The sequence below is a fragment of the Paenibacillus sp. 1011MAR3C5 genome, assembly GCF_003591485.1.
Classification (GTDB): domain Bacteria; phylum Bacillota; class Bacilli; order Paenibacillales; family Paenibacillaceae; genus Pristimantibacillus.
Map to the genome: position 1 here is coordinate 467,904 of NZ_QZCF01000002.1, position 22,195 is coordinate 490,098.

Genomic DNA, 22,195 nt, shown 5'->3' on the forward strand with positions numbered 1-22,195 from the left:
ACAAGCATCCGAATGCTTTCAATTGGTGAAAGCGCGTTCATGCATGCTCGCGGTTCTTGTGCTGTCATTAAACCTTCTTCAAGGTGGAAACGGGTGATGAACATGACACGAAGATTTTCGATCAACTGGAAAGAAAATGCATTTGCTTATGCCCTTCTGCTTCCATCCTTAGTGTTTTTGGTGATGTTTACCTTTTATCCGACGTTCAAGTCGATTTATCTCAGCTTCTTCAGCTCCACGTTCGGAGCGCAGAGCTTTGTCGGATTCGACCAATATGCCAGAGTGCTGCAGGATGAAGTGTTTTTCAAGGTTATTAAAAACAATCTGATTCTTGTCATCGGAACGGTGCCAACAAGCCTGCTGCTAGCCATCTATATGGCGATCTGGGTGAATAACAAAATGAAAGGGAACGGCTTTCTGAGAGCCTCGTTCTTCTATCCGACATTGATCCCGATGATCTGTATTGCGAACATCTGGCTGTTCATTTATACGCCGGATTACGGCTTGTTGGATAAATTTCTGTCCCTGTTCGGCATTGACGGAGCGAATTGGCTCGGCGAACCGGGCTGGGTGATGTATGCGATGATTGTGATGCTGATCTGGAAGGAAGCCGGATTCTTTATGATTTTCTATCTCGCAGGGCTGCAGAACTTGCCGGGTGACGTCTATGAAGCCGCGAAAATCGAAGGAGCGAAGCCATTCCATATCTTCCGCAAAATTACGTTCCCGCTCATTATGCCGACCACGCTGTTCTGCATGATCGTTGCTACGACAAATGCCTTCAAGCTGGTCGACCATCTGTACATCATGACCAAAGGCGGGCCGGACAATGCCAGCAATCTGCTGCTGTTCTTCCTCTACGAGACGGCATTCAGCTTCTGGGATATGGGCGCAGCGTCCGTATTGACCGTTGTACTGCTTGTTATTTTGCTGGCGATCTCAATCTTCAACTACGCTTATCTGGATAAGCGCATCCACTACTAGGGAAGGGGAGTGCAGGTACATGTATCGCATCATCAATCGAACTATCATTGTATTGCTGGGCATTCTCTTTATCATGCCGCTAGTGTGGACGATACTGACTTCGTTTACACCATCGATCGAAGTGATCACGCGCATGAATCCGTTTTCTGTGAAAAATCCGACATTCGGCAACTATTTGGCAGCATGGGAGACGATCCCGTTCCTGCAATATTACTTGAACACGATTGTGATCGTTTTAGGCATTCTGGCGGTTCAGATGATCACGGTTACGCTTGCGGCTTATGCCTTTGCCAGGCTGACATTCATCGGCTCCAGCGTAATTTTTATCGTATTTCTGGTGCAGATCATGATTCCGCCGGACATTCTGATCTTCCCGAACTACGCCATTATGAAGGAGCTTAACTTGATTGATTCCAAGCTGGCGATCATGCTGCCGTATTGGGCATCCTCCTTCGGCGTATTCTTGCTTCGTCAGACCTTTAAGCAAATTCCCGTCGATCTGGACGATGCGACCAAGGTGGACGGCTGCAAATGGTGGCAGACACTATTCTATGTTTATCTGCCATCGGCTAAGCCGACTTACGTCGCTTTCGGCCTAATTTCTGTTAGCACGCATTGGAGCAACTTCATGTGGCCGCTAATCGTGACCAACTCGGTCGAGTCGAGACCGCTGACGGTCGGCATTGCGATCTTCGCCCAGTCGTTCGAGACCGGTGCACAATGGGGGACTGTTACTGCCGCGACCGTCCTGGTGATCCTGCCTTTGCTGGCTGCATTTTTCTTCTTCCAAAGACAATTTGTCGACAGCTTCATGCATTCCGGATTGAAGTAGGAGGATGCGATGGAGATTGTATTCATGGGTACGGCATGTGCGGCAGCCGGACGGGATCGGGACAATACATCGCTGCTTCTGCGCAGCGAAATTGGCAGTACAATGATCGATATCGGAGGCAATCCGTTAGGGAAGCTGAAGAGGCTCGATATGCGGACGGATGAGGTAGCAAGGCTTGTGCTGACGCACGGGCATATCGACCATATCTACGGACTTCCCTCCTTATTGTGGGGCATGTGGCTGGACGGAAGAGAGAAGCCGCTGGACATTTATTGCGACGAATCGGATCGGGATTGGGTGAAGAGCTGGATCGGCATGCTGGGCATGTCCGAATGGCCTGCACGCTACGAAGTAGTGGTTCGGACTTATGCATGGAAGCAACCCTCCGTATTGGTTAGCGACTCGGATACAGAGCTATCGATATTTCCCGGCAGGCACGCGGTGCCTACGGTTGGCGTAAAGCTGAAGCACCAAGGCAAAGTAGCAGTGTATTCTTCCGACACGGAGCTTAATCCCGTGATCAAAGCGATGAGCCGTATCGACCTGCTCATCCACGAAGCTACGACGGCGAGCAGACCGCTAGCTTCCCATAGCAGCCTGCGAGAGATCATTTTGTATTACGATTGGACGGCTGTTCGCCGGCTCGCGCTGGTGCATTTGACTGACGACGAGCCTTATGATGAGGTGTTCGCCGAGGTGCCGCATTATATTCGTTCACGGATGAGGCTGGCGCAGGATTTGGAGAGCGAGCTGCTGTAGCGACTGAGCGGTTTTCGCTGTTGATTGAACCGGAGACCCGGAGATAGCGTTGAATCAACGATGAGGTGATGAGATATGAGAAAAGATCATGACGGTGCCAGAAGAATGGCTTATTTTTTGAAGCGCAAGCCGATTATTACATCCCTGATGAACGAGGAGGAGCTGCAGCCCGTGCTGGAGACCACCTCCAGCGTCGTCTTTATCCTGAAGACGGATATATTCAGAATCGATGCAATCGTGGAGGGAATTAGGGATGCCGGCAAGCTGTCCTTCGTTCACTTCGATCTCATTGACGGGATCGGTAAGGATAAAACCGGTGTGGCTTATTTGGCAGAGAAGGTTGGTATTGACGGCATTGTAACGACCAAAAACAATATTATCGCGGAAGCGAAGAAGCTGGGCTTGCTTACCGTTCAGCGCCTGTTCGTCTTTGATTCCGTCTCGCTTGAGAACGGAATCAAGATGACGAAGGCATCAGAGCCTGATGCAATCGAAGTGCTCCCCGGCATGGTGTGCCCGCGGATTATGGGGCGCATTCGCGCCGAGCTGGACATCCCGATTATAGCCGGAGGCTTGATGGTGGATATGCAGGATTATGAGCTGGCGCTGAAGAGCGGCGTCATCGGGATATCGACTTCCAGCAAGGAGCTGTGGCGCTGGCAGGATCAGCATATGGGCTGAATACTCTAAGCTTGACTATTGTTCGGCACACATTTATACAGACAGACCAGCAGAGATGCCGATGCTGTTATAGATGAGCTGGCCTGCTTCGTAGCAGGCATCGAAGAATGATATTTGCGAACGAATGATTGGAGAGGAAGCTGGCGCTGATGCGCCGGCTTTTTTTGTTGCACAGATTTATAAATCCCCTTGTGATTGAAGCTTCTGAAGCAGCAGATTCTATGCTCCTCCGCAAGGTTCAGGAGAGTGTGCGTTCTTCTTTTATGAGGTCCATTAAGCTTAGCAGCTTCCTGTCTTGCTACGCTATAACGAGAACGGTCTATGGTACCGTTAGGATGCAAGGCTTCTTCATACCCCTCAGCAGTCCTTCAGAAAGACCTTAACCCAATAGAACCAATTGACGAAATCCTCCTCCAAGGAATAATTTCCAGCGATAGCGTCAACACTGGAAAGGAAAATAGTGCCGTATTGCACATCTATCTATCAGGAGGGACATTTCGTTGAAGAGATCAGTAGCTTCATTAATCGCAGTAATTATGACATGTACGCTTCTGCTGCCGGCGGCAGCGCTCGCGGAGGAGAAGGCGCCGCAGCAGCAGAGCACGGGAACAATAGACCTCGCGCCATCCGCAAGGTCTTCTATTCTTATGGATGCAGATACCGGAACGGTCATCTACGAGAAGAACAGCCACGACAGGCTTCCGCCTGCCAGCATTACGAAGATTATGACGCTGCTGCTCGTCATGGAAGCTTTGGATGAAGGGAAAATCAAGCTGAACGATATGGTTCGGACGAGCGAATATGCCGCATCCATGGGCGGTTCACAGATCTTCCTCGAGGAAGGCGAGGAGATGTCGGTGGAGGATATGATCAAAGGCATCGCGTTGGCGTCAGGCAATGACGCGTCGGTAGCCATGGCAGAGAAGCTTGCTGGGACGGAGAGCCAGTTCGTCGCCATGATGAATGAGAAGGCGAAGGAGCTTGGCATGCACGACACGCAGTTCGTCAATCCGAACGGCCTTCCGGTTGAGGGACATTATTCTTCAGCCCATGATATTGCCGTTATGTCCAGGGAGCTTCTGAAACATTCCGAGGTGACGAAGTACACGGGATTGTACCAGGACTACCTGAGGAAATCATCGGAGAAGCCGTTCTGGCTAGTCAATACGAATAAGCTTGTCCGGTTCTACAGCGGTGCGGACGGCCTCAAGACCGGCTTTACGAGTGAAGCGAAATACTGTCTGTCTGCGACGGCGAAGCGGGATGATATGCGCGTCATTGCGGTCGTCATGGGCGAACCGACAACCAAGCACCGGAACAACGAAGTGTCTCAAATGTTCGATTATGCATTCGCCCAATATATGAATTATCCGATTGTAGGCGAAGGCGATCCTATCGGGATGGCAAGAATCGAGAAGGGCATGGAATCCGAGCTTGAGCTTATTGCCGAGAAGCCGTACAGCATCTTGCTGAAGAAAGGGACGCCGACAGCGGATATCCGTCATGAGCTGAAGCTCAATGACCAACTGAAGGCTCCGATTCAGGAAGGCCAATCGATCGGCAAGCTGATTGTTTATCAGGGCGATCAGGTGCTTAAGGAATATGATGTAGCTGCACCGAAGAAGATTGACAAAGCCAGCTGGTGGAAGCTTCTGGGTCGTGCAGCGGGCGGATTGTTCCGTTAATACAAGAACCGTGCAGCTTTTGTCAGCTCCTAGCGGTATGCTTCTAGTTTTGTCGGTGTGCAGGAATCGGAGAGGCATTTAGAGAATTGCTAGTTCTATCTCGGCAAGAGTATCCATTACCCTGAAGGAGATGAACAGCGCGAATGAGTCTGCAAATCGAATTGGAGCATTACCGCAAAGTGCTGATTGTGCGGTTGCATGGCGAGCTTGACCATCATACAGCGGATATCGTCCGTTACAAGATGGAGGAAGCCTTACTGCGCGACAGCGTCTCCCATGTCATTCTGAGCCTGAAGGATCTGGGGTTCATGGACAGCTCGGGACTCGGCGTCATACTGGGCCGCTACAAGCAAGTGAAGGCCAAGGGCGGCAAAATGGTAGTCTGTGATGTCAATCCCGCCGTACGCAGATTGTTTGAACTGTCGGGATTGTTCAAAATCATTGACATTCACGACAATGAACGCAGCGCGATTACGAGTTTGGAGGTGGTGTCATGACTAGCCGCAACGAATTAAAGCTTTCGTTCAGCGCCCGATCAGAGAATGAAGCCTTTGCTCGCATCGCAGTCGCGGCGTTCGTATCCCAGTTGGATCCGACGATGGAAGAGCTGAACGATCTGAAGACGGCCGTCTCGGAAGCCGTAACCAATGCGATCATACACGGCTATGAGAACGACGAAACACAGATGGTGGACATTGAGGCTATCATCGACCGTGACATGGTATCCATTGTCATATCGGATCGAGGCCGTGGCATTGAGGACGTCGAGCTGGCGCGTCAGCCGCTTTATACGTCGAAGCCGGAGCTGGAACGCTCTGGTATGGGCTTTACGATCATGGAAAACTTTATGGACCGCTTCGAGGTTTCCAGCTCGATGGGCGGCGGAACCCGGGTAGACATGCAGAAGAGAATCGAGTCAAAAAAAGCGCTCTACAATTAGAGCATAGGGGTTGAGCCTCATGGATGTCGATTTGAAGCAAACAGCCCAGCCTTATTTGGATGACGCGGAAGTGAAACGTCTGATCGCTCTCAGCCAATCTGGGGACACCGTCGCGCGAGATACGCTTGTCAGCTGTAATATCAGACTGGTCTGGTCTGTTGTGCAGCGCTTTATCAACCGGGGTTATGAGCCCGAGGATCTGTTCCAGATCGGTTGCATCGGACTGCTGAAGTCGGTTGATAAATTCGATCTGTCGTATGACGTGAAATTTTCAACGTATGCGGTTCCGATGATTATCGGAGAGATCCAGCGGTTTCTGCGGGACGACGGCACGCTGAAGGTAAGCCGCTCGCTCAAGGAGACGGCGAACAAGGTGCGCAAGATGAAGGATGAGCTGTCAAAGACGCTAGGGCGGCTGCCGACGATCTCGGAGGTAGCGGAGCGTCTCGGCATTACGCCGGAGGATGTTGTGTTCGCCCAGGAGGCGAATAAGCCGCCGACTTCGATTCACGAGACGGTATTCGAGAATGACGGAGACCCGATAACGCTGATGGATCAGATTGCCGACGACTCACAGGAGCGTTGGTTCGATAAGCTGGCGCTGGTAGAAGCAATTGAAGGGCTGAGCGAGAGGGAGCGTTTGATTGTCTACTTGCGCTATTATAGAGACAAGACGCAATCCGAGGTCGCCAGCAGGCTAGGGATATCGCAGGTGCAGGTATCGCGCCTGGAGAAAAAAATATTGCAATCGATCAGGGACCAAATCGCTCAATAGCGGTTTGGTCTTTTTTTTTGCGGCTCTTCATTTTTTTGGCTGAGTATCCTTATCCTCCTTGTCTCATACTAATCGGGAAACGATACGCCATGAAAGGGCAGAAGGGATGATGACATATGGGCAATTCCAGCCATGGGGTCCTCTATCTGCGATTGAAAAAAAGAATCTACATCAAGCCTATGCACACCGTCACGCTTGGACAAGTGGCAAGACTGATGACGGATGATGACGGGCTGGAGGACAGCTTGAAGACGCTGCAGCTCTATGAGCATCGCAAGCAGGACGGCAACCGTGTCGTCATTGATATGCTCCAGATCGTCAAGTCGATCCGGCTTCTGTACCCCGACGTGACCATCGAGGCTTATGGTGATCCGCAGGTGCTGCTGATGGTTGCAGACAAGCCGGTCAAGCCGAGGTATGCGCTGCTTGTGCTAGCGTGGCTGCTGCTCTTTTTTGGAGCAGGTCTGGCGATTATGAACTTCCACACGGACGTCAGCATGAAGGAGGTCCATATCCGTATTGTCGAGCTCGTGACGGGGAAGAAGACGGAGCACCCCCTTTGGTTTCAAATTCCGTATTCATTCGGTATTGGCCTTGGTATGGTGCTGTTCTTCAACCACATCTTTCGCAAGCGGTTCAATGAAGAGCCCAATCCGCTGGAGGTTGAGCTGTTCATGTACCAAGAGAATATTAATGATTACGTCATTGCGGATGAAATGAGGAAAAAGGCTAACTACGATCAGCTCCACGGCGGTGGCTCCCATGATTGACGTATTGGCGAATCTGTTTATTGCCGTGTTAGGACTTGGCGGCGGATTGGCAGTGGGCAGCGGTCTTGTGGCACTATTAATCGTCTTCGACCTGATACCGCGGCTGGCGCAGCTGACGAATGCGTTCCGGCTGTCTATCTGGTTCGAGACGGCGATGATTAGCGGAGCGCTTTATTGGACGTTCGCCGACTTTATGGATTGGAACCTCTCGCTGTTTCCTCCGCTGTTCTTGAGCGGAGCGGGCTTGTTCGACGGAATCTTCGTCGGCATGCTGGCGGCGGCGCTGACTGAAGTGATGAACGTTCTGCCGATTCTGGCGAAGCGCCTGCAGCTGTCGCGTTATATCGTAGGACTTGTTATGGCGATGGTGCTAGGGAAAACGCTCGGTTCCTTGTTCGATTGGCTAGTATTCCAGTGGTAGGGCGAGCATACAGAAAACGAGGTGGACCTATTATGAGCGATATGCAAAGAGAAAACGAGGAAGTTAGCAAGGACGGCGGGATGAAGCCGCAATTTATGTCTGAGGACCAGTTGAAGGAAGAATCTCGCCGCGGCGGAGATCAGGAGGAAGGCAACAGCTTCGACCAGATCATGCATGTCAGCAGGGGGATCGACGAGGAAGAGGGGCCAGGGAAGCAAAAACCGATTCCTCACAGTCTGGATACCGTACTCAAGAAGCTGGAGGAGATGGGCTACAAAACAAGCTTCGATGTTGTCGTACGGGAGATGACCTTCGGAGAGAAGAGGACAGCGCTTTTCTGCCTGAATGGCCTGGTGAAGGAAGAGGTATTGACAGAAGTGCTGATGAGGCTTACTTTCCTGGAGCCCGGCGATTTGAGCAGCGATGCGCTGCATTCGTTCTTGGACTTTTATGTGCCTGCGGCACAGGTCGACATGGAGGAAGACTGGGATAATCTCTTGACATTTGTGCTGGCGGGCGGCAGCGCCTTGTTTATCGATGGAGAGAGCACGGCGCTGAAGATCGATGCCAAAAACTTCCCGGCACGCGGCATGGAGGAGCCATCCCTGGAGAAGGTCGTCCGCGGTGCGCGTGACGGCTTCAACGAAACGCTGATGGTCAATATCTCGCTAGTGCGCAGAAGGTTGCGCGATCCCAAGCTGCGGTATGAGCTTGTTATGGTAGGAGAGCGAACCAAGACGGATGTGTGTATTGCCTATATCGACGATATCGTGGATAAGGAGCTGCTGAAGTCGATCAAGGACAAAATTTCGATGGTGAAAGTAGACGGACTGCCGCTTGCGGACAAGCAGCTGGAGGAAGCGACAATCAAGCGGGGCTGGAGTCCGTTTCCCCTCGTACGTTATTCGGAACGGCCGGATACGGTTGCAGCGCATCTGCTGGAAGGGTCTGTTGCCATCTTCGTGGATACCTCGCCCAGCGTCATGACGCTGCCGACAACCTACACCGACCTGATCCAGCATGCAGAGGAAAACAGGCAGACGCCGTTTATCGGCACCTATCTGCGCTGGGTTCGGTTTATTGGCATATTCGCGTCGTTATTTATGCTGCCGCTATGGCTCCTGTTCGTCATGCATCCGGAGTTCAAGCCGCCGGTGCTGGATTTTTTAGGGCCGAATAAAACGGGGAAAATTCCGCTTTTTGTACAGTTTCTTCTCGTGGAGATCGGCGTCGATTTGCTGCGGATGGCATCCGTACATACGCCGACTACCCTTGCGACGGCCATGTCGCTGGTAGCTGCGATATTAATCGGCGATATTGCGGTGCAGACGGGGCTGTTCGTGAACGAGGTTATTCTATATATGGCTATCGCAGCTATTGGGATGTTCGCTACGCCAAGCTATGAGCTCGGCCTTGCCAACCGGATCGTACGCCTGGTGCTGCTTATGGCGGTGGCGGCCTTCAACGTGCCAGGGTTCGTCATTGTAACGACCGTGCTTGTCATTTTCCTGGTGAACGAGCGTTCGATGAATCGTCCGTATATGTGGCCGATCATCCCCTTTGACGCCAAAGCGCTGCTCAATATCGTCATTCGCCAGCCGCTTCTCTATAACCGGACAAGGCCGAATATTTTGAGGCCCCAGCAGCGGGACAAGATGCCGGAGACGAGTTAAAGGAACATAAAAATACAAATGAAATGCGAAATTATCCATTTCGGATGCGTTGCTCATGCGTTATACTGATGCTATAGTTGCAAATAATTTCAGTAGCGCTTCATGATGGAAGCGTCAAAAAAGCGAGGGGTAGCAATGTATCTGCACGGTACGAGTAAAATTAATGCAAACGGACATTTGGAAATAGGCGGGAACGATGTCACCGACTTGGCGAAGAAATTCGGTACGCCATTATATATTGTTGACGAGGCACTTGTGCGCCAGCGCGCCAGCGAATATGTCGAGGCATTCAAGGCTTCCGGCCTGAAATTCCAGGTCGCCTATGCGAGCAAGGCATTCAGCGTAATGGCCATGTGCGCCATCGCTGAGCAAGAGGGATTGTCCCTGGACGTTGTGTCCGACGGCGAGCTGTTTACGGCGCTGCAAGCGGGCTTCCCGGTGGAGCGCATCCACTTCCACGGCAACAACAAAACGCCCGATGAGATCAACATGGCGCTGGACGCGGGCATCGGCTGTTTCGTCGTGGACAACTTCGACGAGCTGGCGCTGCTTAACGCGCTTGCCGGCGACAAAGGCAAAAAAGTAAACATTCTGCTGCGCATTACGCCGGGCGTAGAAGCGCATACGCATGATTATATTTCGACTGGCCAGCAAGACTCCAAATTCGGATTCGATCTGGGCAACGGCGCTGCGAAGCAAGCAATTGAAGAAGCGCTGAAATTGGACAATCTGGTTATCCTGGGTGTTCATTCCCATATCGGTTCGCAAATTTTCGAGGTTGAAGGCTTCCGCATGGCAGTCGACAAGGTTGCTCAGTTCGCGGTCTCCATCCGCGCAGAGCTGGATTTGACCTTCAAGGTTATCAACTTGGGCGGCGGCTTCGGCATCCGTTACGTGGAAGGCGATACACCGCTGCCGGTTAGCGAATATGTAGGCGCCATTACAGACGCAATCAAAACCAACTTCGCAAATGCGGATTTCCCGCTTCCGGAGATTTGGGTAGAGCCGGGCCGCAGCATGGTCGGCGATGCCGGTACAACGCTGTACACTGTAGGGACCAGCAAAAATATTCCTGGCGTACGCAAATATATCGCGGTTGACGGCGGCATGACAGACAATCCGCGTCCAGCCTTGTACCAATCCCGTTACGAGGCTCTTCTGGCGAACCGTGCGAACGATGCGACAGAAGAGACGGTGTCTATTGCAGGCAAGTGCTGTGAGAGCGGCGACATGCTCATCTGGGATCTGGAATTGCCGAAAGCGGAGACAGGCGATCTGCTTGCCGTATTCTGCACAGGTGCATACAACTATGCGATGGCAAGCAACTATAATCGGATCCGCCGCCCGGCTGTTGTCTTTGTAAAAGACGGTGAGGCTGACCTCGTTGTTAAACGCGAATCGCTCGACAATATTGTATGCAACGACGTTATTCCGGCAAGACTGCAGAAATCAACCCTTGCGAAGTAAGGGCGGAATTGGTAACGTAGTCTTATTCGGATAAAGAAAGGTAGATGCAATAATGGCAAAACAAGCAAAAATCAAATTGGCGAACGGCGGAGAAGTTCATCTTGACCTGTTCGACCAGGACGCGCCTAATACTGTCGCGAACTTCGAGAAGCTGGCGAACGACGGTTTCTATAACGGTCTGACTTTCCACCGTGTTATCCCTGGCTTTGTAGCACAAGGCGGATGCCCGAATGGAAGCGGGGCAGGTGGACCAGGCTACACGATTAATTGCGAGATCAACCCGAACAAGCATGAGCGCGGCACGCTTGCGATGGCCCATGCAGGCCGCGACACAGGCGGAAGTCAGTTTTATATCTGCTACCAGCCGCAGCCGCATCTGGATGGCGGACATACCGTGTTCGGCAAAGTAACAAAGGGCATGGAGCTTGTCGACGCGCTTAAAGGCGGAGACAAAATGGAGACAGTTGAAGTTTCCGAAAAATAATGTTACGATGTGTACTATAAATTAGTAAGTTAGCTTTCCTTCGGGGCAGGGTGAGATTCCCAACCGGCGGTGATCGGAGCGCAGCGCAGAACGGACAACCGTATGTGCTGCGCCTTCCGTTAGTCCGTGACCCGGGCTGATGAGCTCATAAGGGCAATAGCTTGTGAGGCATTGGCACGGTGGACCTGGTGCAAATCCGGGACCGACAGTATAGTCTGGATGGGAGAAGGAGAAGCTTCGGCATTGCAGTACAACGAATAAGCCACTCTTCCTTGTGCATCTTTTCACAAGTATAGGAAGAGGTCTATTTGTTGACTTTGCAAGTAAGAGATGCAAGACCGCATGAATGGCGGTCTGTTTTGGAGCATGCTTAGGCATGAAGGCGAAGCTGGCTCAGTTTATTTGTGCTGAGTTTGCGGTGTCTGCCTTGTTTGCTCATGCGCATATCTTTAATTTTGCCGTAGTTCTCAATATCTCACCCCCCTGTCGGCCAGCTTGCCGGTATGGGGGGTTTTTGCGTCTTGATCGAAGTATTGAATGACGAATATTACATGTCGCTGGCGATTCAATTGGCGGGAAAGGCTTCCGGACAAACCGGAATTAATCCCGTTGTTGGCTGCGTCGTGGTGAAAGAAGGACGAATAGTCGGAATCGGCACTCATCTGAAGCGGGGTGAAGGCCATGCGGAGGTGCACGCGCTGTCGATGGCCGGCAGCGAAGCGCAAGGGGCGACAGTCTATGTGACGCTGGAGCCTTGCAGCCATCATGGCAAAACGCCGCCATGCTGCGATTTGATTATGAAGTCCGGCGCTGCTAGAGTCGTGGTCGCCGCCACTGACCCGAATCCCGTCGTCTCTGGCAAAGGCGTGAAGCGGCTAAGAGAGCAAGGCATAGAAGTAAGCACGGGCTTGATGGAGCATGAATCCCGCGCATTGAATGAGAAGTTTAATAAATATATTACGACTCGCCTCCCATTCGTGACATGGAAGACGGCCAGCACGCTGGATGGCAAGATTGCGACCGAGCAAGGTGACAGCAAGTGGGTGACCGGCGCTGTCGCAAGGGAGCAGACACATATGCTGCGCCATCAGCATGCGGCGATTATGGTTGGCATCGGAACAGCTCTCGCGGACGATCCGCAGCTGACGACCCGTGCGGTCGTGCCTGCCATCCATCCGATTCGCATCATCGTAGACTCTTCGCTTCGCCTTCCGCTAGACGCGCGTGTCGTGAGCGACAAGTCAGCGCCGACGATTGTGCTGACAACCGAGCAAGCCGATGCCGAGAAGCGGCGGCTCCTGAAGGAAGCCGGCGTCGATGTGATCTCTTGTGGGGTTGGGACTGTGGTGGACATGAAAGCAGCGCTGGCCGAGCTTGGACGCCGGGAGATCGGCTCAATCTTGCTGGAAGGCGGAGGCAAGCTGAGCGGCTCGATGCTGGATGAAGGGCTGATTGACAAAGTTGTACTTTACTACGCGACCAAATTTATTGGTGGCGCGCAAGCACCGCAAAATATTGCGCTGGCAGGCCGCGCTTTGATGTCGGAAGCCATTCCATTGGAACGGGTTCAGGTAGAGATGGCAGGAGACGATATATGCGTGACCGGTTATCCTAGATACGCAGCGGATACCATTGCATGATGGGTGAACTGGCGCGGGGGAAGGAGCTTAGGAGTCATGTTTACAGGCTTGGTAGAAGAAATAGGAACGATGAAGACCGTCAACAGGCAAGGCGAAGCAATGATCTTGACGATTGCTGCGAAAGTGGTCACGGAGGGAGTCAAGCTGGGTGACAGCATCTCGGTCAATGGCGTATGCTTAACCGTCACTTCATTCGACCGGCAATCCTTTGCGGTGGATGTTATGCCGGAGACGTATCGCCGGTCAGGTCTTCATCTGCTGCAGTCGGGCGAGCCGGTCAATCTGGAGCGGGCCATGCAGGCAGGCGCCAGATTCGGCGGCCATATCGTACAGGGCCATGTGGACGGAACCGGAAGGGTCGTCTCGCGCAAGGCGGATGCCAACGCAGTCGTCTTCCGGATACGATTGGATGATCCAGACCAGCTGCGCCATATCATCCCCAAAGGTTCCGTCACGATTGACGGAATAAGCTTGACAGTCGTAGACACGACAGATGATAGTTTTACCGTTTCGATTATCCCGCATACGCTTGCCGAGACTGCCCTGCAATACAGGCAGACGGGATCGATTGTCAATATTGAGTCCGATATTATTGGAAAATACGTGGACCATCTGCTGCACTTCAAAGGGCACGATGCCCATAAGAAAAGGGAATCATCCAAGCTGTCTACTGCTTATTTGGCGGAGCACGGATTTCTATAAGAGAGCATAAGGCCAGGGAGGGAACCATAATGAGTCATGATGAAGAGCTGGAAGTATTTGATACGATAGAGGCTGCAATAAGCGAACTGAAGCAAGGCCGTCCTGTCATCGTCGTGGACGATGAGGACCGCGAGAATGAAGGCGATCTGATTGCGCTAGCCGACGAAGCGTCACCGGAAGTGATCAACTTCATGATCACGGAAGCAAGAGGCCTTGTCTGCGCGCCAATTACACAGGAGCGTGCCGAAGCATTGGACTTGCCGCCGATGGTTACGCATAACACGGATTATCATGGAACGGCGTTCACCGTCTCGATCGACCATGTGTCGACCACGACTGGCATCTCCGCCCATGAGCGGTCGCTTACGATTAAAGCGCTGATCGATCCGGATGCGAGTGCAGGCGACTTTCGCCGTCCGGGACATATCTTCCCGTTGATCGCCAAGGAAGGCGGCGTCCTGAGGCGTGCAGGCCATACGGAAGCAGCGATCGATCTGGCGAAGCTAAGCGGCTCCAAGCCGGCCGCCGTTATTTGCGAGATTATTAAGGAAGACGGCTCGATGGCCAGATTGCCCGACTTGGTAGAATTCAAGGAGAAGCACGGGTTGAAGCTGATTACGATTCAGGAGCTTATCCGGTACCGCAATGAAAAGGAGAAGCTGGTCGAACGAGCGGTCGACGTGAAAATGCCGACTGACTTCGGCCAGTTCAGAGCGATTGCTTATACGAATCAAGTGGATCAGAAGGAGCATGTCGCGCTTGTGAAAGGCGAGATCGATCCTGGACAGCCTACGCTGGTGCGCGTTCACTCGGAATGCCTAACGGGCGATGTATTCCATTCGCATCGTTGCGATTGCGGTCCTCAGCTTGCCGCAGCGTTGAAGCAAATCGACGAAGCCGGCAGCGGTGTGCTGCTCTATATGAGACAGGAAGGCCGCGGCATCGGGCTGATTAACAAATTGAAAGCTTATGAGCTTCAGGAGCAGGGATTCGACACCGTTGAGGCGAATATTAAGCTAGGCTTTGCTCCGGATTTGCGGGAATATGGCATAGGAGCTCAAATTTTGAAGGATCTTGGCGTAACCAAGATGAGATTGCTAACCAATAATCCTCGTAAAATCAGAGGTCTGGAAGGATACGGCTTGGAAGTGGTAGAGCGGGTCCCAATCCAGATGGAAGCGAACGATAGCAATCGGAATTACTTGCGCACGAAGCAAGCAAAGCTAGGCCACATGCTGCGTATGGAAGGTCTGGAGCCGGATGCGGTGCCCCAGCAGGAACAATAAATTGAAAAGCAAAATCAAATTTGAGAGGAAGTTTTATACATGACGAAAATTTATGAGGGACATTTAGTATCGGAAGGGTTAAAATATGGCGTAGTGGTTGGAAGATTTAACGAGTTCATCAGCGGCAAGCTGCTTGGCGGAGCGCTGGATGCATTCAAGCGTCACGGCGCTGCCGAATCGGATGTAGAAGTGGCTTGGGTTCCAGGCGCATTCGAAATTCCGTTAATCGCGCAAAAAATGGCGGAGAGCGGCAAATACGATGCAGTTATTACGCTAGGCGCTGTCATCAGAGGTGCTACGCCGCACTTTGATTATGTGTGCAACGAAGCGGCCAAAGGCGTATCTGCGGTTGCGCTCAAAACAGGCGTTCCGACGATCTTCGGCGTATTGACGGTCGATTCCATCGAGCAAGCCATTGAACGCGCAGGAACGAAGGCAGGCAATAAAGGCTACGAAGCGGCTGTAACCGCAATCGAAATGGCGAATTTGACGAAGCAGCTGCAAGGATAACCGGTCAGCTGTACAACGCGGGAGGTTGCAAGAGTGTCTGTGCTTTATAAGCTGGAAGCATTCGAGGGTCCGCTGGACCTTCTGCTTCATTTGATCGACAAGGCTGAGATTGATATCCACGAGGTATCCATAAGCGAAATTACAGTTCAATATATGGAGTACCTGGAAGCCATGAAGGAGCTGGAGCTGGATGTGACCAGCGAGTTTCTCGTCATGGCGGCGACTCTGCTGGCTATTAAGAGCAAGCAGCTCTTGCCGAAACCTCCCGTCTTTGAAGACCATTACGAGGAATGGGAAGATGACGGACTCGATCCTCGTGATGAGCTGATTCAGAAGCTGGTGGAATACCGCAAGTTTAAGCAGCTGGCGGAGCAGCTCCGTGAGAAGGAATTCGAGCGCAGTCTGGTATTCTCCAGAGAGCCGGAGGATATGACACCGTTTCTGAAGGAAGAAATTATCAATCCTGTGGAAGGCTTGCATGTCTCGGATTTGGTTGCCGCCTTCCAGAAGGCGCTGCGTAAAGCCGCAAGGCGGAACGTCATTGCGACGGTTCAGCGGGACGAAATATCGGTCAAGGACCGGATCAGGGACATTGTGGGCGTGCTGAAGCAATATGAGACGGTCAGGTTCTCCAAGCTCATCCGCGAGAATATGGATCGGCATGAGGTTGTGGTGACGTTTCTTGCAATCCTGGAGCTGATGAAGATGAAGCATATCCGCTGCTTCCAGCATTCGCTCTTTGAAGATATCGTTATTCACTGGAGAGGAGAAACCGAGGACAATGGATTATCAGAAATTGAAGTCGATTATTGAGGGACTTCTGTTCATGGCAGGCGATGAAGGCTTAACCAAACGGCAGCTGGCCGATATATTGGAGATGGATAGCGACTTCGCTTCTGAGCTGGTTTATGATTTGCAAAGGGATCTGCAGCGCGAGGAGCGTGGCATCCAGATTACCGAGGTCGCATCTTCATACCGGATGACGACCCATGCAGAGCATGCGCCATATTTTGAACGTATGGCATACACGCCTACCAGAGCGCAGCTGTCGCAAGCAGCGCTTGAGACGTTATCTATAGTCGCCTATAGACAGCCGATTACGCGTATTGATATTGAAGAAATACGCGGCGTGAAGACCGACCGCGCCATTCAGTCTCTTGTGTCGAAAGACCTGATCGAAGAGGTGGGGCGCGCGGAAGCCATCGGCAGACCGATCTTATACGGAACAACGAAATCATTCCTTGATTATTTCGGATTAGCCTCCATTCGCGAATTGCCGGAGCCGAAGCATATCGATATAGACGATGCGCTCGACGAGCAAACCCAAATGCTGTTCGAACGACTAGATGGACGACAAATGACAATTGATGAATTAAAAGAATGAGAATCAGCCGCCAGGCCATACTAATTTCAACCCATATTAGGGAAACGGAGGAAGCATCAACATGCCCGGTTACCCTTACGGTTGGATTTGGGCCGGCGGCTTTTTTTTGCTTGCTGTCATCGTTGTTTTGTCCTCTCCGGTCGTCATCAACGGATTTGTGAGGCGAATTGGCGAAAACGACGATGCGGAGCTAAGCGTCAAAGCCTTGTTCGGCCTTATTCGATACCGTTACAAAGTGCCGTTCATGAGCATGGACGGACTGGCTGTGAACGTAGATGAACAAGTTAGCGCAAGCGGAGCAGGTCTGAATACTTGGAAAGAATTCAACGACAAGATCGATCCCGACAAAGTCGTAAGCACCATCGAAAAGTACAAGCAAATCCTTCGGCTGACAAAGGATTTGAAGGGCTGGATCAAGGATACGCTAGCCAGAGTCCATCTGACGGAATGGCGCTGGACGACATCCCTTGGCACTGGCGACGCGATGTGGACTGCCATGGCTACAGGCGCTGTCTGGTCGGTGAAGACGGGCATCCTTGGCTTGTTATCCCAAATGGTTCATGTAAAGAGCGGGCCGGTTATGGAGGTACATCCCAACTTCAGCCAACCAGCCTTTAGGACCGAGTGGTCGTGCATAGCGCAAATCCGCTTCGGTTATGCTATCCTTGCCGGACTGCAACTTTTAGTTCGCATGAAGAAATGGAAGGGAGGCGTCAAAGCATGGCAGAACATCCTATTCAGGGCCTAATGCAAACCGCTATGGAAAACATTAAAGAGATGGTAGATGTGAATACCATCGTGGGTGATCCTGTTCAGACGCCGGATGGCAGCGTCATTATGCCGATTTCGAAGGTCGGCTTTGGTTTTGTTGCCGGCGGCAGCGATATTCGTACAGAGAACGACCATAAACAACACGCTAACGGGACTTCAGATGCGCATCATGCTGCTGTATCGCTGCCGTTTGGCGGCGGCAGCGGCGGCGGCGTATCCATTACGCCGATCGCTTTTCTCGTTGTAGGCACTCAAGGCGTCAAAATCGTGCCGCTGGACAATCAGACCCATTTGATGGAGAAGGTCATTGATTCCGCTCCAAAAGTATTTGAGAAGCTGCAAACAATGATGCGCAACCAATCCGGCAATGATTATGTGGAGACAACCACAACCATAATTGACGGACATGTTGCGGATGAGACCGAACGCCAAGTCTAAAGGAAGCCCCATATGTTATTCCCTGACTGCCCGAAAGGGCAGTTTTTCATTTATTAGAATGAATCGCCTCGTCTACCCCGAGCCGTACAAGCATATACTATTGCAGGAGCAAGAAATATGTGAGCTTACCATTGCAACGAGAGGGGTTTGGACAGCATGAACAGCGGAAAGCGGAGCAGACTAACGCGCTTAATCGCGCTGTGGATCATCGGATCGTGCATCGGCTGGACGATATCGGCACCTGGCAGCGCAACAGCGTCCCCTTCGCCGCTCGGTACGAATGCACGGGCGTCTGCGCTGATCGATGTACAGTCAGGAAGACTGCTTTACAGCCATGAAGGCGACACGCCGATGCGGATTGCCAGCTTGACCAAAATCATGACGGCTATCGTAGCGATCGAACACGGCAACCTCAATGATATGGTGAAAACCTCCAAGCGAGCCTTTGGTAGAGAGGGCTCATCGATATATCTTCGACTGGGAGAAGAGATGAGTCTATCGAATTTGCTGTATGGTATGATGCTGCGCTCTGGCAATGATGCGGCAACTGCCATTGCGGAGCATGTGGGCGGTTCAGAAGAAGGCTTCGTTCATCTCATGAACAAGAAAGCAGAAGAGATTGGGCTAACGCATTCCCAATTCCGAAATCCGCATGGCTTGGATGAAGAGGGACATTATTCCACAGCCAATGATCTGGCTAAGCTGACAGCTTATGCGCTTAGAAATAGCGTCTTCGCAGAAATCGTCAAAACAAAGGAAAAGCGCGCTCCTAACCCTATTGACAGTTGGGACTATAGGTGGCAGAACAAAAATAAGATGTTGGCTTTGTACGATGGAGCCGATGGTGTCAAAACAGGCTATACCAAAAAAGCGTTCCGCTGCCTGGTGAGTTCAGCAACTCGGGAGGGCCAGCAGCTAGCGGCTGTCACGATCAATGACGGCGACGATTGGGCGGATCATCGTCATATGCTGGATTGGGGCTTTAAGCATTACCCGCTTGTATCCATTATCGAGAAGGGTAACGACATAGTCGGATATCCGTACATGGCAGGCCAACGGTTTTCTTATCCGTTAGAATCGGACGAGCAGAATGCCGTTCACTCCAAGCTTCAACTCATCGATACCGCAACAACGGCCTATGCACTTGGCGAACGCGGCCGTCTGGAATTTTATTTGAATGGACAGCCTATTGGCGCGGTGCCGGTGTACGAACCAGGCAATCCCAGACTGGGTATGCCAAGCGGAGCGCCGCAAAGTTTGAAGTCAGCTGACAAAACAATCGGACAGCGGTTGAAATCGACATGGGAATCATGGATGCAACATTGATAATGTCTGGTGGGAGATCGGGCATTATTAATCAATAACGGGATGCGGGGGAGGAAATCCAATCATGGTGAACTGGATTTGGTTGTTTTTTATTGTTATTAGCGTAGTGGTTGCCGCAGTAACCGGTAAAATGGATACGGTCACGCAAGCTGCCTTCGACGGCGCGAAGTCAGGCGTTACGGTAAGCTTTGGTCTCATTAGCATTATGGTATTCTGGCTCGGTATGATGCGCATTGCCGAAGATGCCGGGCTTTTGGCGAAGCTGGCCCGGCTGCTTCGGCCGCTTGTGCGCTGGCTGTTCCCCGACATCCCAAAGGACCATCCTGCTATTGGCTACATCATGAGCAATTTGAGCGCCAATTTGTTCGGTCTCGGCAACGCCGCTACTCCAATGGGGATCAAAGCGATGCAAGAACTGCAAAAGATTAATCCGGACAAGGATACAGCTACGCCTGCAATGTGTACGCTGCTGGCCTTGAATACGTCAAGCATTACGATTGTGCCGACAACGCTGATTGCAATTCGTATGAATTACGGATCAGCGAATCCTGGCGAAATCATAGGCACAACGCTTGCCGCTACATTTGTAGCAACGGCTGCAGCCATTCTGGCGGATCGCTGGTATCGACGAAGAGCCCAATCCCCTCCTGCAACGCCGCGGCCGCCTATCACCGGCAAAGGAAGAGCTCAGCCGACGGGAGGTGGCGAGGTTGTATGAGCTGTTTACCAAGCTTTCATCTTGGATGATTCCCGCTATTATTGTGTTTATTCCTCTTTATGCCGCTATGCGAAGACGAATACCCGTCTATGAGACTTTTGTAGAAGGAGCTAAGGACGGCTTCGGTACGGCGATCTCCATTATTCCTCCTTTGGTTGGAATGATGGTAGCGATCAGCATGTTCCGGGCATCAGGAGCCATGGATCTGATGCTGTCGGCAGTCAGGCCCGCCTTTGACTCGATGGGAATACCGAGCGAGGTTGTGCCGCTTGGTCTTCTCCGGCCGCTTACAGGAGCCGGGTCATTAGCCTTTACTGCGGATCTGATCCAGACCTATGGACCGGATTCGATGATAGGCCGAATCGCTTCAACGATTCAGGGAAGCACGGATACGACGTTGTATGTGCTCACGGTATACTTCGGCGCTATTGCAGTCAGACGTACGCGCTATGCGCTCAAGGTCGGACTTTTTTCTGATATTGTCGGTTTTTTTGCAGCAATTGCGATTTGTCTATACATATTCAGGTAACGAAGCTTGTGCTTTACTCTCGATATCGTTATGATGGAGAGTGAGGTGAAAGAGCATTGGAACGTTTACAGAAGATTTTGGCTCAAGCAGGAATTGCATCCAGACGGAAATGCGAGGAGCTTATCCTGTCCGGCGCCGTGGAAGTTAACGGTGAGAAAGTAACGACGCTCGGCGTGAAAGCGGACGTAGCGGTCGATATGATTACCGTGAACGGAAGGCCCATCAAGGGCGAGAAGAAGATTTACCTGATGATGAACAAGGTGAAAGGCGTCATTACAAGCGCCAAGGATCCTCAAGGACGCAAGACCGTAACCGACTTCTTGCCGGGCATCAAAGAAAGGGTCTATCCGGTTGGCCGGCTCGATTATGATACTGAAGGCTTGTTGCTGCTTACCAACGATGGTGAATTCGCAAACAAGCTGACACATCCCAGGCATCACGTTCCGAAGACATATCATGCTACCGTGAAAGGCGTTCCGCACGGTTCAGCACTGGAGAAGCTTCAGAAGGGAATTATGCTGGAAGACGGCATGACATCTCCTGCAGAGGTAGAGTACCATGATGTAGACACGGAGAAGAATGAAGCGACCATTTCCATTACGATCTATGAGGGGCGCAATCGTCAAGTTCGGCGAATGTTCGATGCGATCCATCATAAAGTCATTCGTTTGAAACGTATCAGATTCGGTGAGCTGGGCCTGCAGCAGTTGGGCAGAGGCAAGTATCGCCATCTCACGCCGCAAGAGGTTCAAGAGCTTCTGGCAGCGGCAACCAAGACACATAAAGTTCATAAAAAGTGATCGGCGGCGGCAGTTATTGCCGTCGACTTTTCGTTATAATGATACTAGGACAGCTGTGTCAATAGAACGGGTGGTGAATACATACATGGGTAAGTCGCGCAAGAAGATTCAGATCGTGATCTTGCTCGCAGTGCTGATATTAGGCGGTTATGCCATAGGCTCCACGTTCTTTGGGAAGGACAAAACAGGGCTTCTTAAGGTAGGTGCCGAGCCGCCGGAATTTACACTTGCAGATCTCGATGGGGGCGTTCGAAGCCTGTCTGAATTCAAAGGAAAACCGGTTGTGGTCAATTTCTGGGGAACCTTCTGTGAGCCATGCGTCAGAGAGATGCCGGAATTCGAGCGGCAATACGAGAAGTGGAAGGATCACGACTTGGTCATTCTGGCGATTAATTTGAGCGAGGATACGCTCACCGTCAACAACTTTGTGAATCGCTTCAATCTGTCCTACCCGATCCTCCGGGATGTGAACCGGCAGACAGAGCGCAGCTACGGGCTGCGGCAATATCCGACCACGTTCTTCATAAAGCCTGACGGGACGCTGATGGAAGTTAAGGTCGGAGGCATGCTGGAGAAAGATATCGAAGAACGAGTGGCAAGATTGTTGCAGTTGTAGGAGG

At 51.8% G+C, this 22,195-nt stretch carries 26 protein-coding genes and 1 riboswitch; all 26 genes read left to right on the forward strand.

Annotated features, from left to right (window positions below):
- Positions 1-102: 102 nt before the first annotated feature.
- The 26 genes from D3P07_RS07105 (at position 103) to D3P07_RS07230 (ending at position 22,191) form a co-directional block, all read left to right on the forward strand.
- Entirely contained in the window at positions 103-984 is an 882-nt protein-coding gene (locus D3P07_RS07105; protein WP_119799999.1) for a carbohydrate ABC transporter permease, read from the forward strand.
- A 19-nt stretch (positions 985-1,003) separates the two neighbouring features.
- Positions 1,004-1,816 (forward strand): carbohydrate ABC transporter permease, encoded by an 813-nt coding sequence (locus D3P07_RS07110; protein WP_119799492.1) that lies wholly within the window; start codon positions 1,004-1,006, stop codon positions 1,814-1,816.
- A gap of 9 nt (positions 1,817-1,825) precedes the next feature.
- Positions 1,826-2,575 (forward strand): MBL fold metallo-hydrolase, encoded by a 750-nt coding sequence (locus tag D3P07_RS07115; protein WP_119799493.1) that lies wholly within the window; start codon positions 1,826-1,828, stop codon positions 2,573-2,575.
- 75 nt (positions 2,576-2,650) lie between these two features.
- Complete coding sequence (locus tag D3P07_RS07120) at positions 2,651-3,256, forward strand: glycerol-3-phosphate responsive antiterminator (protein ID WP_119799494.1); 606 nt, start codon at positions 2,651-2,653, stop codon at positions 3,254-3,256.
- Positions 3,257-3,756: 500 nt separating this feature from the next.
- On the forward strand, positions 3,757-4,941 hold the full coding sequence (locus tag D3P07_RS07125; protein WP_397334543.1) for a D-alanyl-D-alanine carboxypeptidase family protein: 1,185 nt from the start codon (positions 3,757-3,759) through the stop codon (positions 4,939-4,941).
- Positions 4,942-5,084: 143 nt separating this feature from the next.
- Complete coding sequence (gene spoIIAA, locus D3P07_RS07130) at positions 5,085-5,438, forward strand: anti-sigma F factor antagonist (protein WP_119799495.1); 354 nt, start codon at positions 5,085-5,087, stop codon at positions 5,436-5,438.
- Positions 5,435-5,881 (forward strand): anti-sigma F factor, encoded by a 447-nt coding sequence (gene spoIIAB / locus D3P07_RS07135; protein ID WP_119799496.1) that lies wholly within the window; start codon positions 5,435-5,437, stop codon positions 5,879-5,881. Before spoIIAA ends, spoIIAB begins: the two co-directional genes overlap by 4 nt.
- A 19-nt stretch (positions 5,882-5,900) precedes the next feature.
- Positions 5,901-6,656 carry an RNA polymerase sporulation sigma factor SigF gene (gene sigF / locus D3P07_RS07140; RefSeq protein ID WP_119799497.1) on the forward strand — a complete coding sequence of 252 codons (756 nt, stop codon included), beginning with the start codon at positions 5,901-5,903 and terminating at the stop codon, positions 6,654-6,656.
- Positions 6,657-6,772: 116 nt separating this feature from the next.
- Complete coding sequence (locus tag D3P07_RS07145; protein WP_119799498.1) at positions 6,773-7,426, forward strand: stage V sporulation protein AA; 654 nt, start codon at positions 6,773-6,775, stop codon at positions 7,424-7,426.
- Entirely contained in the window at positions 7,419-7,847 is a 429-nt protein-coding gene (locus D3P07_RS07150) for a stage V sporulation protein AB (protein WP_119799499.1), read from the forward strand. Before D3P07_RS07145 ends, D3P07_RS07150 begins: the two co-directional genes overlap by 8 nt.
- Before the next feature lie 32 nt (positions 7,848-7,879).
- Complete coding sequence (locus tag D3P07_RS07155; protein WP_119799500.1) at positions 7,880-9,520, forward strand: spore germination protein; 1,641 nt, start codon at positions 7,880-7,882, stop codon at positions 9,518-9,520.
- 135 nt (positions 9,521-9,655) lie between these two features.
- The gene (gene lysA / locus D3P07_RS07160) at positions 9,656-10,987 is read left to right on the forward strand and encodes a diaminopimelate decarboxylase (RefSeq protein ID WP_119799501.1); all 1,332 of its coding nucleotides are present in this window, start codon (positions 9,656-9,658) and stop codon (positions 10,985-10,987) included.
- Between the two features lie 52 nt (positions 10,988-11,039).
- Positions 11,040-11,471, forward strand: coding sequence for a peptidylprolyl isomerase (locus tag D3P07_RS07165; protein WP_119799502.1), 432 nt, complete (start codon positions 11,040-11,042; stop codon positions 11,469-11,471).
- Between the two features lie 32 nt (positions 11,472-11,503).
- Positions 11,504-11,706: riboswitch (FMN riboswitch) on the forward strand.
- A 289-nt stretch (positions 11,707-11,995) separates the two neighbouring features.
- Positions 11,996-13,111: a bifunctional diaminohydroxyphosphoribosylaminopyrimidine deaminase/5-amino-6-(5-phosphoribosylamino)uracil reductase RibD gene (gene ribD, locus D3P07_RS07170; RefSeq protein WP_259391420.1), complete on the forward strand. Its 1,116-nt coding sequence runs from the start codon at positions 11,996-11,998 to the stop codon at positions 13,109-13,111.
- 36 nt (positions 13,112-13,147) lie between these two features.
- Positions 13,148-13,813 carry a riboflavin synthase gene (gene ribE / locus D3P07_RS07175; RefSeq protein ID WP_119799504.1) on the forward strand — a complete coding sequence of 222 codons (666 nt, stop codon included), beginning with the start codon at positions 13,148-13,150 and terminating at the stop codon, positions 13,811-13,813.
- A gap of 29 nt (positions 13,814-13,842) precedes the next feature.
- The gene (locus tag D3P07_RS07180; protein ID WP_119799505.1) at positions 13,843-15,099 is read left to right on the forward strand and encodes a bifunctional 3,4-dihydroxy-2-butanone-4-phosphate synthase/GTP cyclohydrolase II; all 1,257 of its coding nucleotides are present in this window, start codon (positions 13,843-13,845) and stop codon (positions 15,097-15,099) included.
- Positions 15,100-15,138: 39 nt separating this feature from the next.
- Positions 15,139-15,609, forward strand: a complete 471-nt coding sequence (gene ribH, locus D3P07_RS07185) for a 6,7-dimethyl-8-ribityllumazine synthase (RefSeq protein WP_119799506.1) — start codon at positions 15,139-15,141, stop codon at positions 15,607-15,609.
- A gap of 33 nt (positions 15,610-15,642) precedes the next feature.
- A complete protein-coding gene (locus D3P07_RS07190) occupies positions 15,643-16,422 on the forward strand; it encodes a segregation and condensation protein A (RefSeq protein WP_119799507.1) in 780 nt (259 codons plus the stop codon).
- Positions 16,391-16,993, forward strand: coding sequence for an SMC-Scp complex subunit ScpB (gene scpB / locus D3P07_RS07195; protein ID WP_119799508.1), 603 nt, complete (start codon positions 16,391-16,393; stop codon positions 16,991-16,993). The genes D3P07_RS07190 and scpB overlap by 32 nt, the downstream gene beginning before the upstream one ends.
- A gap of 61 nt (positions 16,994-17,054) precedes the next feature.
- The gene (locus tag D3P07_RS07200) at positions 17,055-17,741 is read left to right on the forward strand and encodes a DUF2953 domain-containing protein (protein ID WP_119799509.1); all 687 of its coding nucleotides are present in this window, start codon (positions 17,055-17,057) and stop codon (positions 17,739-17,741) included.
- Positions 17,714-18,202 (forward strand): GerW family sporulation protein, encoded by a 489-nt coding sequence (ytfJ, locus tag D3P07_RS07205; protein WP_119799510.1) that lies wholly within the window; start codon positions 17,714-17,716, stop codon positions 18,200-18,202. Before D3P07_RS07200 ends, ytfJ begins: the two co-directional genes overlap by 28 nt.
- Before the next feature lie 156 nt (positions 18,203-18,358).
- Complete coding sequence (locus D3P07_RS07210; RefSeq protein ID WP_119799511.1) at positions 18,359-19,528, forward strand: D-alanyl-D-alanine carboxypeptidase family protein; 1,170 nt, start codon at positions 18,359-18,361, stop codon at positions 19,526-19,528.
- Between the two features lie 64 nt (positions 19,529-19,592).
- Entirely contained in the window at positions 19,593-20,246 is a 654-nt protein-coding gene (locus tag D3P07_RS07215; protein ID WP_119799512.1) for a nucleoside recognition domain-containing protein, read from the forward strand.
- A 25-nt stretch (positions 20,247-20,271) separates the two neighbouring features.
- A complete protein-coding gene (locus tag D3P07_RS07220; protein WP_119800001.1) occupies positions 20,272-20,775 on the forward strand; it encodes a spore maturation protein in 504 nt (167 codons plus the stop codon).
- Between the two features lie 56 nt (positions 20,776-20,831).
- Positions 20,832-21,575: a pseudouridine synthase gene (locus D3P07_RS07225; protein ID WP_119799513.1), complete on the forward strand. Its 744-nt coding sequence runs from the start codon at positions 20,832-20,834 to the stop codon at positions 21,573-21,575.
- 85 nt (positions 21,576-21,660) lie between these two features.
- Positions 21,661-22,191 carry a redoxin domain-containing protein gene (locus tag D3P07_RS07230; RefSeq protein ID WP_119799514.1) on the forward strand — a complete coding sequence of 177 codons (531 nt, stop codon included), beginning with the start codon at positions 21,661-21,663 and terminating at the stop codon, positions 22,189-22,191.
- Positions 22,192-22,195: the final 4 nt, after the last annotated feature.

Excerpts from the sequence above, each read along its gene's own strand:
- D3P07_RS07105 (WP_119799999.1), top strand. The coding sequence starts at position 103 with ATGACACGAAGATTTTCGATCAACTGGAAAGAAAATGCATTTGCTTAT.
- D3P07_RS07110 (WP_119799492.1), top strand. The coding sequence starts at position 1,004 with ATGTATCGCATCATCAATCGAACTATCATTGTATTGCTGGGCATTCTC.
- D3P07_RS07115 (WP_119799493.1), top strand. The coding sequence starts at position 1,826 with ATGGAGATTGTATTCATGGGTACGGCATGTGCGGCAGCCGGACGGGAT.
- D3P07_RS07120 (WP_119799494.1), top strand. The coding sequence starts at position 2,651 with ATGAGAAAAGATCATGACGGTGCCAGAAGAATGGCTTATTTTTTGAAG.
- spoIIAA (WP_119799495.1), top strand. The coding sequence starts at position 5,085 with ATGAGTCTGCAAATCGAATTGGAGCATTACCGCAAAGTGCTGATTGTG.
- spoIIAB (WP_119799496.1), top strand. The coding sequence starts at position 5,435 with ATGACTAGCCGCAACGAATTAAAGCTTTCGTTCAGCGCCCGATCAGAG.
- sigF (WP_119799497.1), top strand. The coding sequence starts at position 5,901 with ATGGATGTCGATTTGAAGCAAACAGCCCAGCCTTATTTGGATGACGCG.
- D3P07_RS07145 (WP_119799498.1), top strand. The coding sequence starts at position 6,773 with ATGGGCAATTCCAGCCATGGGGTCCTCTATCTGCGATTGAAAAAAAGA.
- D3P07_RS07150 (WP_119799499.1), top strand. The coding sequence starts at position 7,419 with ATGATTGACGTATTGGCGAATCTGTTTATTGCCGTGTTAGGACTTGGC.
- D3P07_RS07155 (WP_119799500.1), top strand. The coding sequence starts at position 7,880 with ATGAGCGATATGCAAAGAGAAAACGAGGAAGTTAGCAAGGACGGCGGG.
- lysA (WP_119799501.1), top strand. The coding sequence starts at position 9,656 with ATGTATCTGCACGGTACGAGTAAAATTAATGCAAACGGACATTTGGAA.
- D3P07_RS07165 (WP_119799502.1), top strand. The coding sequence starts at position 11,040 with ATGGCAAAACAAGCAAAAATCAAATTGGCGAACGGCGGAGAAGTTCAT.
- ribE (WP_119799504.1), top strand. The coding sequence starts at position 13,148 with ATGTTTACAGGCTTGGTAGAAGAAATAGGAACGATGAAGACCGTCAAC.
- D3P07_RS07180 (WP_119799505.1), top strand. The coding sequence starts at position 13,843 with ATGAGTCATGATGAAGAGCTGGAAGTATTTGATACGATAGAGGCTGCA.
- ribH (WP_119799506.1), top strand. The coding sequence starts at position 15,139 with ATGACGAAAATTTATGAGGGACATTTAGTATCGGAAGGGTTAAAATAT.
- scpB (WP_119799508.1), top strand. The coding sequence starts at position 16,391 with ATGGATTATCAGAAATTGAAGTCGATTATTGAGGGACTTCTGTTCATG.
- D3P07_RS07200 (WP_119799509.1), top strand. The coding sequence starts at position 17,055 with ATGCCCGGTTACCCTTACGGTTGGATTTGGGCCGGCGGCTTTTTTTTG.
- ytfJ (WP_119799510.1), top strand. The coding sequence starts at position 17,714 with ATGGCAGAACATCCTATTCAGGGCCTAATGCAAACCGCTATGGAAAAC.
- D3P07_RS07210 (WP_119799511.1), top strand. The coding sequence starts at position 18,359 with ATGAACAGCGGAAAGCGGAGCAGACTAACGCGCTTAATCGCGCTGTGG.
- D3P07_RS07215 (WP_119799512.1), top strand. The coding sequence starts at position 19,593 with ATGGTGAACTGGATTTGGTTGTTTTTTATTGTTATTAGCGTAGTGGTT.
- D3P07_RS07220 (WP_119800001.1), top strand. The coding sequence starts at position 20,272 with ATGATTCCCGCTATTATTGTGTTTATTCCTCTTTATGCCGCTATGCGA.
- D3P07_RS07230 (WP_119799514.1), top strand. The coding sequence starts at position 21,661 with ATGGGTAAGTCGCGCAAGAAGATTCAGATCGTGATCTTGCTCGCAGTG.